Annotated in this window: 14 protein-coding genes; 8 read left to right on the forward strand and 6 right to left on the reverse strand. The window is 41.3% G+C overall.

Features of this window, described 5'->3' with window-relative positions; all coding sequences use genetic code 11:
- The first annotated feature begins 562 nt into the window (after positions 1-562).
- Positions 563-1,375 (forward strand): hypothetical protein, encoded by an 813-nt coding sequence (locus tag AAC855_RS14015; RefSeq protein WP_340610420.1) that lies wholly within the window; start codon positions 563-565, stop codon positions 1,373-1,375.
- A gap of 10 nt (positions 1,376-1,385) precedes the next feature.
- On the opposite strand, the gene AAC855_RS14020 is transcribed toward AAC855_RS14015, so the two are convergent.
- Together AAC855_RS14020 and AAC855_RS14025 are read right to left on the reverse strand one after the other, a co-directional pair.
- Positions 1,386-2,228 carry an EamA family transporter gene (locus AAC855_RS14020; protein WP_340610421.1) on the reverse strand — a complete coding sequence of 281 codons (843 nt, stop codon included), beginning with the start codon at positions 2,226-2,228 and terminating at the stop codon, positions 1,386-1,388.
- A 125-nt stretch (positions 2,229-2,353) separates the two neighbouring features.
- Positions 2,354-3,187 (reverse strand): hypothetical protein, encoded by an 834-nt coding sequence (locus tag AAC855_RS14025; RefSeq protein ID WP_340610422.1) that lies wholly within the window; start codon positions 3,185-3,187, stop codon positions 2,354-2,356.
- 546 nt (positions 3,188-3,733) lie between these two features.
- On the opposite strand from AAC855_RS14025, the gene nhaA reads away from it, so the two are divergent.
- Positions 3,734-4,918 (forward strand): Na+/H+ antiporter NhaA, encoded by a 1,185-nt coding sequence (gene nhaA / locus AAC855_RS14030; protein ID WP_340610423.1) that lies wholly within the window; start codon positions 3,734-3,736, stop codon positions 4,916-4,918.
- Between the two features lie 208 nt (positions 4,919-5,126).
- A complete protein-coding gene (nhaR, locus tag AAC855_RS14035) occupies positions 5,127-6,047 on the forward strand; it encodes a transcriptional activator NhaR (protein ID WP_340610425.1) in 921 nt (306 codons plus the stop codon).
- 284 nt (positions 6,048-6,331) lie between these two features.
- Here the strand turns inward: nhaR and rpsT are convergent, their stop codons facing one another.
- The gene (rpsT, locus tag AAC855_RS14040) at positions 6,332-6,592 is read right to left on the reverse strand and encodes a 30S ribosomal protein S20 (RefSeq protein ID WP_092513125.1); all 261 of its coding nucleotides are present in this window, start codon (positions 6,590-6,592) and stop codon (positions 6,332-6,334) included.
- A 348-nt stretch (positions 6,593-6,940) separates the two neighbouring features.
- Here rpsT and ribF point away from each other — a divergent pair, with 348 nt between their 5' ends.
- The 5 genes from ribF (at position 6,941) to ispH (ending at position 12,851) form a co-directional block, all read left to right on the forward strand.
- A complete protein-coding gene (ribF, locus tag AAC855_RS14045) occupies positions 6,941-7,873 on the forward strand; it encodes a bifunctional riboflavin kinase/FAD synthetase (RefSeq protein ID WP_340610426.1) in 933 nt (310 codons plus the stop codon).
- A 58-nt stretch (positions 7,874-7,931) separates the two neighbouring features.
- A complete protein-coding gene (ileS, locus tag AAC855_RS14050) occupies positions 7,932-10,745 on the forward strand; it encodes an isoleucine--tRNA ligase (protein WP_340610428.1) in 2,814 nt (937 codons plus the stop codon).
- Positions 10,745-11,272, forward strand: a complete 528-nt coding sequence (gene lspA, locus AAC855_RS14055; protein ID WP_340610429.1) for a signal peptidase II — start codon at positions 10,745-10,747, stop codon at positions 11,270-11,272. Before ileS ends, lspA begins: the two co-directional genes overlap by 1 nt.
- A gap of 174 nt (positions 11,273-11,446) precedes the next feature.
- Complete coding sequence (gene fkpB, locus AAC855_RS14060) at positions 11,447-11,917, forward strand: FKBP-type peptidyl-prolyl cis-trans isomerase (protein ID WP_340610430.1); 471 nt, start codon at positions 11,447-11,449, stop codon at positions 11,915-11,917.
- Positions 11,898-12,851, forward strand: coding sequence for a 4-hydroxy-3-methylbut-2-enyl diphosphate reductase (ispH, locus tag AAC855_RS14065; protein ID WP_340610431.1), 954 nt, complete (start codon positions 11,898-11,900; stop codon positions 12,849-12,851). Before fkpB ends, ispH begins: the two co-directional genes overlap by 20 nt.
- A gap of 104 nt (positions 12,852-12,955) precedes the next feature.
- On the opposite strand, the gene AAC855_RS14070 is transcribed toward ispH, so the two are convergent.
- Genes AAC855_RS14070 through AAC855_RS14080 form a run of 3 tightly spaced genes read right to left on the reverse strand, consistent with a single transcriptional unit; the run spans position 12,956 to position 15,076 of the window.
- Positions 12,956-13,711, reverse strand: a complete 756-nt coding sequence (locus AAC855_RS14070) for a hypothetical protein (RefSeq protein WP_340610432.1) — start codon at positions 13,709-13,711, stop codon at positions 12,956-12,958.
- Positions 13,662-14,348, reverse strand: a complete 687-nt coding sequence (locus AAC855_RS14075) for a GNAT family N-acetyltransferase (protein ID WP_340610433.1) — start codon at positions 14,346-14,348, stop codon at positions 13,662-13,664. The genes AAC855_RS14070 and AAC855_RS14075 overlap by 50 nt, the downstream gene beginning before the upstream one ends.
- A gap of 23 nt (positions 14,349-14,371) precedes the next feature.
- A complete protein-coding gene (locus AAC855_RS14080) occupies positions 14,372-15,076 on the reverse strand; it encodes a GNAT family N-acetyltransferase (RefSeq protein WP_340610435.1) in 705 nt (234 codons plus the stop codon).
- Between the last annotated feature and the right edge of the window lie 86 nt (positions 15,077-15,162).

A 15,162-nucleotide genomic window follows, 5' to 3' on the forward strand; every position in this document is an offset into this window, starting at 1 on the left:
TTTATTTATTACTTAATGATGTTTAAACAAGTTTCTATTTTATAAATATTGCATTTTTAAAAAAAACAGTAGAGAGTGTTATTTTTAAATGAGCTAAAAATGTAATAAAGGTATCAAAATGATAGAAGATATATTAAAGGATGCAATGAGACACTCACACAATATTTTCAAAGGAAAAACCACAAATATTTCTTCTGCTAATTTTAAGCCTTTCCCTGAAAACCAGATAAGTCTACGTACCAGAGAGAGAAAACTCACCGAATTCCAAAATTAACTATCCGTTATTACAACAATACAAGAAAAGTATGCCCGTATAATTCAAAAATATGAGCATGAAAACTTATTGATTGAAAATTGTAATGAATTATCTACTGCTGTTTTTATGTATTTGGCAGAACAAAATGCATGAATGGGTAGGCAAAAAGCGATATTTGGCTTTCAGACTACAAAGCAATAGATCAACTATCATCAGACAATCCGGGATATCCATTACGTTCTTATACATTGAACATGATGTTACATAGTGATTACCAAGTTTTGGCTCAAGCTATCATAAACCCTGATGGTACAGTTACAATCAGTGATTCAAAATTTGAATATTTTGATTGATTATTTTAATCACAAAGAAGAGTCGGCTATGATTGAAGTTATTTTAGAAGATGCAATTAAATATGCTCGGAAGATTTATCGTGGTAAAACATCGAATAAAATTTACCGAGATGTATCAAAATTACTTAAACATAAACAAGCGATGCATACACCGGAGGCTATCGTAAAAAGAGTAGATAAACACAAGCAGTTCTTAAAAAAAATTAACAACATTAATTTAATTAGAGATATACATCAATATTCTTTATCTAGATTCAATTCTGGTGAGGAGTTAGTTGGCAACTGTGGTGAATTATCTATATCAGCATTTGTTTATCTATCTGAACAAAAGACCCAAGAAATTTTAAATTACTTCAACGATAAAAGAAACAGTGATAATAAAAGTTTACCAATTTATGTACTCTGTATAAGTTTAAGCTACCCTTATGACCATTCTTTCGTAGCTGTAACCTTACCTGAAAACTCATCAAATCTACCAAAATTAGATAATATTTATGAGATTTCGTTTAACAATTCATGGATTTGTGATCCATGGGCTAAGATAGCTTGTCCATATAGTGAGTATGTTACCAGATGGAAAGTTAAGATGTTGAAATGGCATTTAGTGGAAAAAGGAGTCTCTATATACCTAGAAGATCAAGATGTGCATTGCCCATCACCATTAAGACAACATAACTATCACGCTATAACTGAAAGCTCAAAAAGAGTAGCGTCTATGGCAGTAGTAAAGTGTGATGGTAGCATGATGATTTTTCAGGATGCATAAAATACATATTTTAACTTTTAGTAAGAATGATACCAGCTACAATAACCACACAAGCCAACAACCGCATTTTGCTAAACGGTTCCCGTAAGATAAAAACCGATAATAGCATTGCAAACAATATGCTGGTTTCACGCAATGCAGCGACCAGTACAATAGGAACATGGCTCATGGCCCAAATGGCAATACCATAACTCCCCAGCTGCATTAATCCACCAAGAAGCCCCGGTTTCCAATACTGACGAATACTTTGCCCAACAGTATTTCTGTATTTGAAATACATCACCCCGCCCATTACCCAACCATAGACAGCAAACAGCCACAAAATATAAGTCAGGGCGTTATCACTGGCACGGGCACCCACACCATCCAACAATGTGTAACAGGCAGTAAAAAAAGAAGTTGTCATCGCTGCAATCAATGCCCTGCGATCCAGCCGGAGAGATTTCTTCCCATAAGGAAATGCAATAAAAATAACGCCCACAATAATTAAACCCACACCCAGCATCGCTAAAGGTGGTAACGTTTCCTGTAAAATAACCCAACTCAACAACGCGGTAATCAGTGGCGCACACCCTCTGGCGATGGGATAGATCTGATTAAAATCCCCCATTGCATAAGAACGGCTTAAAAACAGGCAATAACTAATTTGCAAAATACAGGATAATGCCAGCCACGGCAAAGAATTGAATGTCGGCAATCCTACCCAGAATAGCCCCAAAGTTGATATCAACCCGGAAAAAAAGGCGATAAGCGAGATCCCTAACAACTTATCAGCATTCACTTTTACTACTGCATTCCAACTTGCGTGTAATAAAGCTGCGCCAAGTACAGCAAGTAATACCAACATATCCATGATAACGTTTCGCCTGTTTTTTTATTATAATTGATAAATAATATTTAACTTAATTTCATGTGGTTTTCAAGAGCGAAAACAACTGGCAAAACGAGTTTTGATTTTACAGCATTCAAAAATATACCTTATGTATATCGAGTTTCATTTATTTCTTTCATCCAATCATCTTTTCTTACTCTTTTTCCGTTACAAAAGAAAATCCTGCTAGATAGCAGGTCGATCTCATGCACGGGTTCAAGAGTATCACAATAGGTTTCTAATATATTCTTATAATACGTCAAAAGTTTCCGCTCATAAGGTTCTTTTCCAGAATTTTTACGAAGTCGGTATAAATATTCTGGATTAATATCATCTTTCAATATTCTTTTCATCCGAGTATTCCCCAACTCTTCAAAAGCATTCTTATAGTAAGAAGCCATTCGAGTACTATACTCTTCTAATCCCATGGTATAGCCAAAGACAGAACTGGGATTTCTAACCGGACTGATATTATATTCTCTTTTATGTTCTGTTTGTGCCCTTCTGACATGTTCCCAAATTGGGTAGTTAGCATTTAAATTTGACTCGAAAGTAAAATTTCGCCTCTCATCTTTCCTTATTTCTCCGTTTTCATACTCATAATCACCAAAATATTCCATACCAAATATATTAATCTCTCCTGTGTAGGCCTCTACGAGCACATGGCGAGAGCTATCTAATAAACGAGAAAATTGGGCAGCGAAGGGATCAGACCCATCTGCTGAATTGCAGAATAACAAACGGATATGGTTATATTTAAACAGATTCAGTTTAGATTTTAAAATATTCATTAATTGATCTGCTTTTATAAGACCCGTTGGTGTTTTCATGACACCCACTTCACCATGAGATGAGATATTCAAACGTAAGTCATTTCTAACATTATTAGCGCAAACGTCTTCAATAACATGAAATCCTTCTGAAAATTCTATAAACTTCATAATAGCCTCCATTAAATATGGTTAATAAATAATAGAAAACAGCACGCTACAAAACATCGGAATAACATTAATCTTATAAAGATAAATTCACTTAATACTTTTAATAAAGCATGATTAAAAGCATCCCATTATTATCACTATTCAAAATAAATATCAGTGCTAACAAATTCAATATATAGTGAAATAGTCAATATTGGTCAGATGACAAATTTCAATGAATTATTTGAATTCTAGCTTTATCCGGATGATATCAACAAAATACACTTTATCTTTTAAACCTTCCCTCATCTGACACCGACAGTGAATTGAAACCGAGTGACAAAACTGAGCTCAAATGTACATTACTTCATCACAACTCGAATATTTCGATCAATACAACACAAATAATCGACTTTTTCCGAAACAATAATTGTCATAGTATTTATGACCTATATTACTCTCCATTTCATTATTTATACCCATATTATTCATAACAACAACATTTAATACCGTAGATTCTATAGCCATACGATCTACAAACTAATTTATCTTATGGATTACTAATCTATGACCGCAATTATTCGCCAATTTTTAAAATTAGAAGCAGCCGGGGGGATCCTCCTGATTATTGCTGCCATTATTGCGCTAGTGATGGCCAATACGCCATTGCAGAATATCTACCACCAATTTCTTAACCTGCCCGTTGCGGTTCAGTTTGCTGCACTGGAAATCAATAAGCCATTATTACTATGGATAAATGATGGACTGATGGCTGTTTTCTTCCTGATTGTGGGTCTGGAAGTGAAGCGAGAACTCATGGAAGGTTCTTTAGCCAGCCGTGATAAAGCGATTTTTCCTGCCATCGCTGCCGTCGGTGGTATGCTTGCCCCCGCATTCATTTATCTCCTCTTTAACGGCAATGATGAAATCACCCGTCAGGGTTGGGCAATTCCCGCCGCCACCGATATTGCATTCGCACTTGGAGTGATGGCTCTCTTAGGAAACCGCGTACCTACCGCACTAAAAGTATTTTTGCTCGCTCTGGCAATTATTGATGATTTAGGAGTCATCATTATTATTGCTCTGTTCTACACCAAAAGCGTTTCACTGGTTGCACTGGGGCTGGCTGCGGTAATGACAGGGCTTCTGGTATGGATGAACTGGCGCGGTGTTGCCAAAACATCCGCTTATCTGATGGTTGGAGTAATTCTGTGGGTTTGTATCCTTAAATCAGGTGTTCATGCCACGTTAGCGGGAGTTATCGTCGGGTTCCTGATCCCTCTGCATTGCAAAAACGGTCATTCACCTTCCGAAGCACTTGAGCATGGTTTGCATCCGTGGGTCGCGTACTTAATCCTGCCACTCTTTGCTTTTGCCAATGCCGGGATTTCACTACAAGGAGTCTCTCTGGAAGGTTTAAGCGGGATGTTACCTGTAGGTGTTGCACTTGGCTTGTTTATCGGGAAACCTTTGGGCATTTTCCTGATTAGCTGGCTCTCAGTGAAACTGGGTATTGCCAAACTACCAGCAGGAATTGGAATGCAGCAAATCTTTGCAGTCTCTGTCCTGTGTGGAATCGGCTTTACAATGTCTATTTTTATTTCCGGTCTGGCATTTGAAGGACTTAGTGAAGACTTCAGTACCTACTCACGTTTAGGGATATTGATTGGCTCGTCCACTGCTGCTTTTATTGGCTATGGTTTGCTCAATAAACGCTTGCCAAAGAAAGTTTTGGCAAAGAAAAAAACATAGCCAAATGCCGTCGAATAGACTAATTTAAGCGCATAATCGAGACAATTCCAAATTAATTCATCCTCTTAATATTCACGGTATAACGTCTCACCTGCTGTACCGTGAATATTCATATTAGAAGAAAACAGGAGAGCATCATAATCTGGCAGCCTGAAACGTAAGGTCACGGCTGTTGTACAGATGTGAGGTGATACACAAGGATAAATATATGCGGGTTTCACATTTAAACTTTAACCACCTTTACTACTTTTGGCATGTTTGTAAAGAAGGTTCTGTTGTCGGGGCTGCTGAGGCTCTATACCTGACACCACAGACTATTACCGGCCAAATTAAGGCGCTGGAAGAACGCCTGGGTGGAAAACTGTTTAAGCGTCAGGGAAGAGGATTAGTTCCGTCAGAACTGGGGCAACTCATTTTCCGCTATGCTGATAAGATGTTTATGCTCAGTCAGGAAATGCTGGATATCGTCACCTACAGCAGAGAATCAAACCTGCTATTTGATGTCGGCGTCGCAGATGCCCTGTCCAAACGTCTGGTCAGTAAGGTATTAGAAACCGCAGTAGTGGAGCATGAAAAAATCCATCTGCGTTGCTTTGAATCAACCCATGAAATGCTGCTTGAACAACTCAGTCAACATAAACTGGACATGATTTTATCTGATTGCCCGGTTGATTCCACGCAACAGGAAGGCCTGTTTTCCGTCAAGCTGGGAGAGTGCAGCATCAGTTTTTACTGCCGCGAACCTATCCCGGAAAAACCCTTCCCTGAGTGTCTGGAAGAGCGTCGTTTGCTGATCCCCGGCCGCCGTTCAATGCTGGGCAGAAAACTGCTGACATGGATACGTAATAAAAATCTTGAGGTTGAAGTATTGGGAGAGTTTGACGACGCAGCGTTAATGAAAGCGTTTGGCATGTACCATAATGCCATTTTTATCGCTCCGTCTTTCTATGCCAATGATACTTTTGCTGATAGCGATATTATTGAGATAGGCAGGCTGGAATCAGTACAAGAAGAGTATTATGTCATTTTTGCTGAAAGAATGATCCAACATCCGGCGGTTCAGCGCGTATGTAACAAAGATTTCTCTGATTTATTCAATGTTCCGTTAAAAAATAAACCAGAAAGATAATACCGATATGAACTCAGTGAGTATACCCAGTGGATTTCGAGTTGCATCGCGACGGCAAGGGAGAGACAAATTCGTCGGGAACGAATTTGCACAGCCAAAGGCTGACCTTCGGTGAAAGGCAGGAGCCTTTCATTAATCCCCGGGAGCATAGATAACCGTATGTTTATAAAAACGGTGACTGGGGTGAACGAGCGCAGCCAACAAAGAGGCAGCTTGAAAGACGAAGGGTATATACAAAAAAACCGGCAAAAGCCGGTTTTTTTCAGCATAATTAAAGCAACGAATTACATTGCTTTAATTTGTGCTGCCAGAGCAGATTTATGACGTGCTGCTTTGTTTTTGTGGATCAGACCTTTACAGGCGTGACGATCAACAATTGGTTGCATGTCATTAAATGCGTTCTGTGCAGCTTCTTTATCGCCAGCAGCGATAGCCGCGTATACTTTCTTGATAAAAGTACGCACCATAGAACGACGGCTTGCGTTATGCTGACGGCGTTTCTCAGACTGTACGGCGCGTTTCTTAGCTGATTTGATATTAGCCAAGGTCCAACTCCCAAATATATTCTATCGAGGACAATTCAAAGGCCGAGGAATATGCCTGTTCAGCCTTCTTTTGTCAATGGATTTGTGCAAATAAGCGTCGTTGTACGGCGACGCTGGTTACGTTGTGATGGGGCAGGATTTTATCAGCTTACTGAAAGGGAATACAGCCTTTCACAATAAAAAACTCAATGAATCACTGAGAAATGCGATAAATTAAATATTTTTCGGGCATCTAACCTGTTTTTACTGTATGAATCAGGTTATTAATTAAAACCCTTTGTGATCGTGGGTTAACCTTGTGCGTTGTACAAGGTATAATCCGGCAATTTTCACGGTATTGAGCCAGCTATGGAGCTAATTCGCGGTATACACAATATCCGGGCGCGTCACCATGGTTGCGTGCTGACGATTGGTAATTTTGATGGTGTCCATCGCGGGCATCAGGCTTTATTGAAACATTTGAAGCAAGAAGGGCTGCGTCTCGGGTTACCGACAATGGTGATGATTTTCGAACCGCAGCCACTGGAAGTATTTGTCGCTGATAAAGCACCAGCCCGCCTGACACGGCTGCGGGATAAAATAAAATATTTATCCCGGTATGGTGTTGATTACTTGTTATGTGTGAAATTTGATAGAAATTTTGCTGCCAATTCACCGGAGGCATTTGTTTCCCGGTTGCTCGTGGAAAAACTGGGTGTTAAGTTTCTGGCGGTTGGTGATGATTTCCGTTTCGGTAAAAACCGTCTTGGTGATTTTCACTATCTGCAACAGGCAGGTAAACAATACGGCTTTGATGTTGCCAGTACAGACAGCTTTTGTGACAGCGGGTTGCGGATCAGCAGTACCGCCATTCGGCAATCATTGCAACATGATGATCTAACATTGGCTGAAACATTACTGGGGCATCCATACAGCATCAGTGGTCGAATCGTTCACGGTAATCGTCTGGGAAGGACTATTGGTTTTCCCACGGCAAACTTACCGCTGAAACGGCTGGTTGCTCCCGTGAAGGGGGTTTATGCTGTTGAAGTTTACGGTTTAGGTGATACTCCTTTGCCGGGTGTTGCCAATATCGGAAATCGTCCTACCGTTGCTGGTCAGGGCCAGCAACTTGAAGTACATCTGATTGATACCCAAATGGATCTGTACGGGCGTCATATTGATGTGGTATTGCGCAAAAAATTGCGTGATGAACAGCGATTTGCTTCGCTTGATGCGCTTAAACAGCAAATCGCAAATGATGTGGTCTCTGCGAGAGAATACTTTTTGCAGCGATCCTAATCATCTACTTGAACCCCACTTGAGGGGTATAGCGGAAAATTGGAACTGAGAATCTATAATGAGTGACTATAAAGACACCCTAAATTTACCGGAAACAGGGTTTCCTATGCGCGGGGATTTAGCCAAGCGCGAACCAGATATGTTGAAACGTTGGTACAAAGAAGGTTTGTATCAGGCTATCAGAAAAGCAAAATCCGGCAAGAAGAGCTTTATTTTGCATGATGGCCCTCCATACGCAAACGGCGATATTCATATTGGTCACTCAGTTAATAAAATTCTCAAAGATATTGTTGTTAAGTCCAAAGGGTTATCTGGCTACGATTCGCCTTATATTCCGGGTTGGGACTGTCACGGTTTGCCGATTGAGCTCAAGGTTGAGCAGATTATTGGTAAGCCGGGAGAAAAATTTTCCGCCGCCGAATTCCGGGCTGAGTGCCGCAAATATGCAATGACTCAGGTCGAAACACAAAAAGCGGGTTTCAAACGTCTGGGTGTTCTGGGTGACTGGGATAAACCTTACCTGACCATGGATTTCAAAACTGAAGCAGACATCATCCGTGCTCTGGGTCGTATCATCGGCAATGGTCATTTGCTGAAAGGTGTTAAACCGGTTCACTGGTGTACTGACTGTGGTTCTTCCCTTGCTGAAGCGGAAGTTGAATACTACGATAAAACGTCCCCTTCCATCGACGTCCGTTTCACTGCCGTTGATGCAGATGCCGTCTATACCAAATTTGGTGTACAACCACAGAATCTGCCTGTTTCTCTGGTCATCTGGACAACCACACCGTGGACACTGCCTGCTAACCGTGCAATTGCACTGGGCGCGGAAATCACCTACCAATTGGTTAAAGTTAACGACGAATGCCTGATTCTGGCAGCAGAATTAGTCGAATCCGTTATGCAGCGTGCCGGTATCACTTCATGGGAAGTGATGAGCGATTGCACAGGCGCTGATTTAGAGCTTATGCGTTTTAACCATCCATTCATGGGCTTTACTTCCCCTGCAATTCTGGGTGATCACGTCACACTGGATGCGGGTACAGGTGCTGTACATACTGCCGGTGGTCACGGCCCGGATGACTATACTATCAGCCTTAAGTATGGTCTTGAAATCGCAAACCCGGTCGGCCCGAATGGCTGCTACATCTCCGGGACTTATCCATCACTGGATGGTCAGTTTGTGTTCAAAGCGAACGATATCATCGTTGAGATGCTGCAAGAAAAAGGTGCATTACTGAGTCTGGCAAAAATTCAGCACAGCTATCCTTGCTGCTGGCGTCACAAAAAGCCAATCATCTTCCGTGCAACGCCACAATGGTTTATCAGCATGGATCAGAATGGCCTGCGTGAACAATCACTGAAAGAAATCAAAGGTGTTGAGTGGATCCCGGGTTGGGGACAAGCACGCATCGAATCCATGGTCGAGAACCGCCCGGATTGGTGTATCTCCCGTCAGCGTACATGGGGCGTACCAATGTCTCTGTTCCTGCATAAAGAAACACAGGAACTGCATCCTCGTACACCGGAGCTGATCGAAGAAGTTGCCAAACGTGTTGAAGTGGATGGCATTCAGGCATGGTGGGATCTGGACATGTCAGAGCTGCTGGGTGATGAAGCGGCAGATTACATGAAAGCTCAGGATACACTGGATGTTTGGTTTGACTCAGGCAGTACCTGTTCTTCCGTTGTCGATGCCCGTCCTGAATTCAATGGTCATTCCGCAGATATTTATCTGGAAGGCTCCGATCAGCACCGTGGCTGGTTCATGTCTTCACTGATGATTTCTACCGCCATCAAAGGCAAAGCACCTTACCGTCAGGTTCTGACTCACGGTTTCACCGTTGATGAACACGGGCGTAAGATGTCCAAGTCTATCGGTAACACTATCAGCCCACAGGATGTAATGAACAAACTGGGTGCAGATATTCTGCGTTTGTGGGTTGCCTCAACCGATTACTCCGGCGAAATCGCAGTTTCTGATGAAATCCTGAAGCGTTCTGCTGATGCTTACCGCCGTATCCGTAATACTGCGCGCTTCCTGCTGGCAAACCTGAATGGTTTCGATCCTGAGCAGCATATGGTGAAAGCAGAAGACATGGTGACTCTGGATCGCTGGGCGGTAGGTCGTGCGCAGGCTGCACAGGCTGATATCCTCAAACACTATGATGAATGCGACTTCCATGCCGTTGTTCAGCGTCTGATGCAGTTCTGCTCTGTAGAAATGGGTTCATTCTATCTGGATATCATCAAAGATCGTCAATACACCGCGAAAAGCGACAGTGTTGCGCGTCGTAGCTGCCAGAGCGCTCTGTATCATATCGCAGAAGCACTGGTTCGCTGGATGGCTCCGATCCTTTCCTTCACTGCTGATGAAATCTGGAATGAACTGCCGGGTAAACGTGCTCAGTTCGTTCTAACCGAAGAGTGGTACGATGGCCTGTTCGGTCTGGCAGAGAGTGAAGATATGAACGATACTTTCTGGGCTGAGCTGCTCGAAGTTCGTAGTGAAGTGAATAAAGTTCTGGAACAGGCTCGTGCTGATAAACACATCCGCAGTTCACTGGAAGCTTCCGTAACACTGTATGCTGATGAAGCACTGGCCGAAACCCTCAACAAATTGTCAAATGAGCTACGTTTTGTACTGTTAACTTCACAAGCAGAAGTCGCGTCGTACGCCACTGCTGGTGATGATGCGCAACAGAGCGAACTTCAGGGTCTTAAAATTGCCTTCCGTAAAGCAGACGGTGAAAAATGCCCACGTTGCTGGCACTATGCTAAAGACTTGGGATTGGTGGCGGAACACGCAGAACTTTGTGGCCGCTGTGTGACTAACGTTGCCGGTAACGGTGAAGAGCGTAAATTTGCCTGATGAAGAAACCCATTTGTTCCACTGGCCTCCGCTGGCTTTGGTTAGTTGTTGTGGTATTGATATTGGATCTGGGCAGTAAGCAGTTAGTATTGCAAAACTTCAGCCTGTATGAATCTATGCCACTAATACCCTATTTTAATCTGGCTTATGCACAGAACTTTGGGGCAGCATTTAGTTTTCTGGCTGACAAAGGCGGCTGGCAACGTTGGTTCTTTGCATTGATTGCAATTGCTATCTGTATCACATTACTGGTCATGATGTATCGTTCCAGTGCCAAGCAGAAACTGAGCAACATTGCTTATGCTTTGGTGATTGGTGGAGCACTGGGAAATCTGTTCGATAGGTTAGTACACGGTTTTGTTGTCGATTTCATCGACTTTTATGTCGGAGAATGGCACTGGCCTACCTTTAATATTGCAGATTCTGCAATTTGCATCGGGGCAGCACTCATCATCATTGAGAGCTTTACCAGCCCGGGTGATAAAAAAGCCTCATCGAAAGAGCAGTCATCGAAAAATAGTCACTAAAAAAACAATAAGAAACCAGCCTCGGTAATAAACCGGGGCTGGTCATTCCATCAATACCCAATGGATTTCAGGTTGCATCATAGTGGCAAGTCAGTGAACGTAGTCAACAAAGAGGCAACTTAGAAAGACGACGGGTATAACTGCAATCGTTTTTTATTAAAAGGTTTGAGCGATATGTCAATGCAGGTGCAAGCGCACAGTGCTGTTTTATTACATTTCACCCTAAAGCTGGATGATGGCTCAACAGCAGACTCGACTCACAGCCAAGGTAAACCCGCATTATTCCGTTTAGGTGATGGCAGCCTCTCTGAGCCACTGGAACAGCAGCTTCTTGGTCTGAAAACTGGCGATAAACATCAATTCACACTGGCAGGCGAAACTGTCTTCGGCAAACATAATCCTGATTTAGTACAATACTTCACGCCCCGTGATTTTGCCGATTCAGGTATTCCTGAAGCTGGCACTATCATGCTATTTACGGCGATAAACGGCAGTGAAATGCCGGGATTTATCAAAGAAGTCGCGGAAGGTTCCATCACTGTTGACTTTAACCATCCGCTGGCTGATCAAAACATCACTTTCGAAATTGAAGTGTTGGAAATAGACCCTCAGTTGGAGGAAAACCATGCAAATATTGCTGGCTAACCCTCGTGGTTTTTGTGCTGGTGTTGATCGTGCCATCAGCATTGTTGAGCGTGCTTTAGAACTCTATGGCGCTCCGATTTATGTTCGTCATGAAGTCGTTCATAACCGCTATGTAGTTGATAATCTCAGGGAACGAGGCGCTATTTTTATTGAGGAAATTTCAGATGTCCCTGATGGTGCAATTCTGATCTTCTCCGCACATGGCGTTTCGCAGGCTATCCGTGCGGAAGCACGTTCCCGTAATCTGACTATGCTGTTTGATGCAACCTGTCCGCTGGTCACAAAAGTACATATGGAAGTTGCCCGGGCGAGTCGCAAGGGCAAAGAAGCCATTCTGATCGGGCATGCCGGCCACCCTGAAGTAGAAGGAACAATGGGGCAGTATAACAACCCTGAAGGCGGTATGTATCTGGTGGAATCACCGGAAGATGTATGGAAACTGCAGGTCAAAGATGAAAATAACCTGTGCTTTATGACACAAACTACGCTTTCTGTGGATGATACCTCAGACGTCATTGATGCACTTAATGCCCGATTCCCGAATATTATAGGGCCACGTAAGGACGATATCTGTTATGCCACAACTAACCGTCAGGAAGCGGTTCGTGATCTGGCAACCGATGCCGATGTTGTTCTTGTGGTAGGCTCCAAAAATTCATCAAACTCCAACCGTTTGGCTGAACTGGCACAACGCATGGGGAAACCCGCTTATTTAATTGATTCTGCAGAAGATATCAAAGAAGAATGGGTTGATAATATCAGCGCTATTGGCGTCACTGCCGGTGCCTCTGCCCCGGATATTCTGGTGCAGCAAGTCATTGAGCGTTTAAAAAATCTGGGAGCTAAAACAGTTAATGAACTGCATGGGCGTGAAGAAAATATTGTCTTTGAAGTCCCGAAAGAGCTGCGTGTTGAAGTAAAAGAAGTCAATTAAGATAATTTGTCCTGGCTTTTTGTTAGAAAATTTAATTTATTCATCATCAATAATTTTCTTGCAAAAAGCCGGGACTACAGTTTTTATAATGTATTAGCGGTAATTTAGATAAAGATATATTTATAACAGTCCTCCTTTGCATTAAATTTCCACTTATCACTACATTCAGAAGGATATAATACCATTTCTCCATATAATGTAGTAAATCCCATATTTATATACGCAGGTACTGCATCTTTCAGAGGAAGAAGCCTGATATCCCCGGGCATTCCTAGCTGTAATAATGTATTTATTGCTTTTTCAACAAGTAAAGGACCGCATCCCCGAATACCGCAATGAGATGCCAAATAAACAATCTCCGGTAACTCATCATTATTTCGCCTCACTAATAAATTTAAAATTCCTATAGGAATAGCGTCGAAATAAGCAACAATGAAAAACGTAGATTCTGAACTCGTTCCTTGGCCATTAATACAATCACTTGCATTATCCAAGATATGTTGAAATATATTACGTGCATTATTACATCTCAAACCCCATCGACATTGTTCTTGGTCAAATTTCTGCACACCGCACTTTCTCTTATCAGAAATAAAACTGTCCCACTCATCATTCATCGTTTCGATAGTAATTTTTTGTGCTGAGTTAAGTGCTTCTAATGGTTCAACAACCTTAACGACGATAGAATGTCTGATATTGATTGATTTGAACCGCATATTGGGTAAAGATTTAGCTCGCGACAAAGAATCAGGAGTGACAAAGTGGTTAGTATTAAAAGATCTTGATCTATACATTATATATACCCCGTATTTAAGATAAAATTTCACATAATTTATATTTATAACACTGGGAACGTTCATCCCATATCCATTTATCTGTTCTTTTAGCAGGATTTAACTGTAGTTTTTGATCTTCTTTACCTTTTTGAATAAATCCCATCTTCATATACGCTGGCTTTGCTTTCTCAAATGGCTGGAGTTTTAGTTTTCCTTTTTTGCCTGACTGCTGTGATTTATTGACTGCATATTCAACCAGTAAAGGGCCACAACCTCGGATACCACAGTGTGTTGCCAACAAAGAAATATGAGGTAACTTATGCTTCATTGATAACTGCATAACACCTACAGGAACCCCCTTAAAATAAGCAACAAAAAATACCATACCTAATTTACTAATATTTTTTGAGTCAGCAATGTAACCCGCTATATTTTCCTCAATCCCCACAAATATATCGAGTGACTCATCATATCTTGCATTCCAACTTTGTTGCTCTGAACTAATCGGGCCAGAAGAATCGTCAACTCTCCAATCAGGAAGCATTGTTTTATTTTTTATCATTCTCGTTGCATGTAGTGCATCTGAGGCTTTAACTTCTCTAACGGTGATAAAACATCTGATATCAATTGATGTTAGCCATAACTCTGAAAAGGATTTAGTGCGGGTTAGAGAACCAGAACCGATTGGATGATGAATATTAAAAGATTTTGATCTGAACATGTTATTAATTACCTTTGCTAAAGCTAAATACAAAAACATTTACATTTATAACTTTGATCATTATTACTCCATATCCATTTATCAGTTCTTTCATCAGGGTGTAGTTCCAAATTGTTTTTATTGCCTTTTTCCTCAATAAACCCCATATTCATATAGGCAATTTTAGCTCCACTATATGGCTGAAGTCTTAATTTCCCCTTTTTTCCTAATTGTTGTGATTTATTTACCGCGTATTCAATCAATAAAATGCCACAACCTCTAATGCCACAATGCGTTGCAAGAAAATCAACTTTAGGTATATCATGTTCATCTTTATCGTACTCTGATAATTGTAAAGCTCCGACAGGAACTCCCTTAAAATAAGCAACAAAAAAGAACTTATTTGCTCCGGGATAATTAGCTCTTCCCAACACTGGTGGCATAGATTGAAGCACTGCATTCCTCGCTATGTAATTAATCACTTCTATTGAATCAGAATATCTTTTTTCCCATTTTATTTTATCCTCATCAGGCTTAGGAGAATAAAAATAATACCAGTCATCAGGAGTCATAGTTTCATCCATCATCACATCCGTTGCTCTGGATGCTTCTTTTGGACTGACCTCTTTGATTGTAATAAATATTTTCATATCAACAGATGCTGTATACATATCTGAGATCGATTTGGATCGAGTCAAAGAGCTACAATCTACAGCACGAGGAATATTAAAAGATTTTGATCTAAACATAATATTCATTTCCTTATTATACTTTATCGGGTGTAGCTATTTCATCCAGTACTCCCTCCAAAGCAGACAAAATTAAATTACAACGC

Origin of the sequence: Xenorhabdus bharatensis, assembly GCF_037996705.1 — a bacterium.
In the GTDB taxonomy this organism is placed as follows: domain Bacteria; phylum Pseudomonadota; class Gammaproteobacteria; order Enterobacterales; family Enterobacteriaceae; genus Xenorhabdus; species Xenorhabdus bharatensis.